Origin of the sequence: Methylobacterium sp. CCH5-D2 (genome assembly GCF_001556475.1) — a bacterium.
In the GTDB taxonomy this organism is placed as follows: Bacteria; Pseudomonadota; Alphaproteobacteria; order Rhizobiales; family Beijerinckiaceae; genus Methylobacterium; species Methylobacterium hispanicum.
The window spans coordinates 1-2,996 of record NZ_LSIX01000317.1 but is presented as its reverse complement, the minus strand read 5'-3'; the positions used below and the strand labels follow the sequence as shown (position 1 = coordinate 2,996).

The 2,996-nt window shown below is 72.0% G+C and carries 4 protein-coding genes; all 4 read left to right on the top strand.

What is annotated here, in order from left to right; translation table 11 throughout:
* The coding region (gene larB / locus AX737_RS08310) for a nickel pincer cofactor biosynthesis protein LarB (RefSeq protein ID WP_066920522.1) at nucleotides 1-538 on the top strand (538 nt) is incomplete at its 5' end.
* 61 nt (nucleotides 539-599) lie between these two features.
* The gene (locus AX737_RS08305) at nucleotides 600-1,709 is read left to right on the top strand and encodes an aldo/keto reductase (RefSeq protein WP_066920520.1); all 1,110 of its coding nucleotides are present in this window, start codon (nucleotides 600-602) and stop codon (nucleotides 1,707-1,709) included.
* A gap of 52 nt (nucleotides 1,710-1,761) precedes the next feature.
* Entirely contained in the window at nucleotides 1,762-2,346 is a 585-nt protein-coding gene (locus AX737_RS08300) for a HupE/UreJ family protein (protein ID WP_066920517.1), read from the top strand.
* Between the two features lie 86 nt (nucleotides 2,347-2,432).
* The coding region (locus AX737_RS08295) for a GTP-binding protein (RefSeq protein WP_197430505.1) at nucleotides 2,433-2,996 on the top strand (564 nt) is incomplete at its 3' end.

The window sequence follows — 2,996 nt, the reverse complement described above, 5'->3', positions numbered from 1 at the left end:
CCGCCTGTTCCTCACCCGGCTCGACGCCGACAAGCGGGCCGCGCTCGGCCACGCGCTCGATTACTGCCCGGTCTCGCGCACCGCCGTGTTCGGGGCACCGAACCGGATCGCGGGCGCGGCCGCGGTCGCCATCGTGGCGGCCGGCACCTCGGACGTGCCGGTGGCGCGCGAGGCCGAGCGGACGCTGGCCTATGCGGGCGTGGCCGCGACGCTCATCGCCGATGTCGGCGTCGCCGGCCTCTGGCGCCTGCAGCGGCGCCTCGACGAGATCCGGGCGCACCCGGTCGTCATCGTGGCGGCGGGCATGGATGCGGCGCTGCCCAGCGTCGTCGGCGGCCTCGTGCCGGGCGCGCTGATCGCGGTGCCGACCTCGGTCGGCTACGGCGTCGCCGAGGGCGGGCGCGCGGCGCTCGATGCCGTGCTGGCGAGCTGTGCCCCGGGCATCACCGTCTGCAACATCGACAACGGCTACGGCGCCGCCTGCGCGGCGTTGCGCGTGCTCCACGCCGCCCGCGCCCTGAGGGAGTTGTCCCCATGAAGCCGAGCCTGAACGCGACCTGTCCCGCCCCACAGAGGGGCCCCCAGCCGGGAGAATCCGCATGGAACGCCGAAGCTTCCTCCAGGGCGCCGTCCTCGGCGCCGGCCTCGCGGGCGCCGGCAGCGCGGGGGCGGCCGTGAACGCCCCCGGCCTGCCCCAGACGCGCCCGCAGGATCCCGCCGACCTGCCGTTCGTCTCCGATCCCGGCGAGATGCGGGGCGAGATGCTCTACCGCCCGTTCGGGCGCCACGCGGAGAAGATCTCGGCGATCGGGATGGGCGGCTTCCATCTCGGCAAGAACGCCGTCTCGGACGACGAGGCCACGCGCCTGATCCATGCCGGGATCGAGCGCGGCATCACCTTCATGGACAATTGCTGGGACTACAACGAGGGGCGCTCGGAGCTGCGCATGGGCGAGGCCCTGTCGCAGGGCGGCTACCGCGAGAAGGTCTTCCTGATGTCCAAGATGGACGGGCGGACCAAGGACGAGGCGATGCGCCAGATCGACACCTCGCTCAAGCGCCTGCGCACCGACCGGATCGACCTCGTCCAGCACCACGAGATCCTGCGCTACGACGATCCCGACCGCGTCTTCGCCGAGGGCGGGGCGATGGAGGCCTTCGTGGAGGCGAAGCAGCAGGGCAAGCTGCGCTACATCGGCTTCACCGGCCACAAGGACCCGCGCATCCACCTGCAGATGCTGGAGGTGGCGGCCGAGCGCGGCTTCCAGTTCGATTCCGTGCAGATGCCGCTCAACGTGATGGACGCGCATTTCCGCTCGTTCGGGCATCTCATCCTGCCCTACCTCGTCCGGAACGGCATCGCGCCGCTGGCGATGAAGACCTTCGGCGACGGGGTCATCCTGAAGAGCGACGCGCCGATCAAGCCGCTGGAATATCTCCACTTCTCGCTGAACCTGCCGGTCTCGGTGGTGATCACCGGGATCCAGAACCAGCGCGACCTCGACCAAGCCTTCGAGGCGGTGAAGACCTTCCGGCCGATGGACAAGGCCCGGGTCGCCGAACTCCTCGGCCGCAGCCGGCCCTACGCGCTGGAGGGCAAGTACGAGCTCTTCAAGACGAGCGCGACCTTCGACGGAACGGCCAAGAACGCCGCCTGGCTCGGCGAGGACGTGCCGAGCGTGCAGAAGCTTGCGCCCACGATGGAATAGGGTTTGGATTAGGTCTTCCATGAGCACCGCAACATCGACCCCGAGGCCCCCGATGATCCGTCGCGTCCTGCCGCTGCTGCCGGCTCTCCTGCTGCTCGCCCCCGGCGCTGCGCTCGCCCATCCGGGCCACGGCGAGGCGGTGGGTTTCGCGCACGGCTTCGCGCATCCGATCGGGGGGCTCGACCACGTGCTCGCCATGGTCGCGGTGGGCCTGCTGGCGGCGCTCCGCGGCGGGCCGGCCCGCTGGGGCCTGCCGGTCGCCTTCATGGCTATGATGGCGGCGGGCGCGGGGCTCGGCGTGTTCGGGATCGGACTGCCCTTCGCGGAGGCCGGCATCGCGCTCTCCCTCGTCGCCTTCGGCCTCGCCATCGTGTTCGCCGCCCGGCTGCCGCTGCCGGCGCTGATCGGCCTCGTCGGGGTGTTCGCGGTGTTCCACGGCTACGCCCACGGCGCCGAGATGCCCGAGACCGCCTCGGGCCTCGCCTACGGGATGGGCTTCCTCTCCGCGACCGCGCTCCTGCACGCGGCAGGCCTCGGGCTCGGCTTCCTCGTCAGCGCCGAGCGCCGACGCGCCGCCCCGGCCATGGGCGCTGCCGTGGCGCTGTCGGGGCTCACGCTGCTCGCCGGGGCGTTCTGAGCCGCCGCCGCTCTCCCTCCCCCGTCCGCGGGGGAGGGGGGCGCCCCCCGGTTGAGCCCGCGCACCGCCCGCGCTAGGCCAACCCCATGTCCGCCACCACCCAGCCCAGTCCTCCCGTCCGCCCCGAGCCGATCCCGCTCACCGTGCTCACCGGCTTCCTCGGGGCCGGCAAGACGACGCTGCTCAACCGCCTGCTCGGGGACCCGGCGCTCGCCGACACGGTGGTGATCGTCAACGAGTTCGGCGAGATCGGGCTCGACCATCTGCTGATCGAGCGGGTGGACGAGGACATGGTGCTGCTGGGCGCCGGCTGCCTCTGCTGCACGGTCCGGGGCGACCTGATCGCCACCCTCGAGGACCTGCTGCGCAAGCGCGACAACGGCCGCATCGCGCCGTTCCGCCGCGTCGTGATCGAGACCACCGGCCTCGCCGACCCGGCGCCGATCCTGCACGCGCTGATCTACCATCCCTACCTCGTGCTGCGGTACCGGCTGCAGGCGGTCGTCACGGTGGTCGATGCGGTGAACGGGGCCGCCACCCTGGACGCGCATCCGGAAGCCCTGCGCCAGGCCGCGGTGGCCGACCGTATCGTGCTGACGAAGGCGGATCTGGCCGGAAACACCGCCCCCCTGCGGGCGCTGTCTCTTATA

Excerpts from the sequence above, each read along its gene's own strand:
- AX737_RS08300 (WP_066920517.1), top strand. The coding sequence starts at position 1,762 with ATGATCCGTCGCGTCCTGCCGCTGCTGCCGGCTCTCCTGCTGCTCGCC.
- AX737_RS08305 (WP_066920520.1), top strand. The coding sequence starts at position 600 with ATGGAACGCCGAAGCTTCCTCCAGGGCGCCGTCCTCGGCGCCGGCCTC.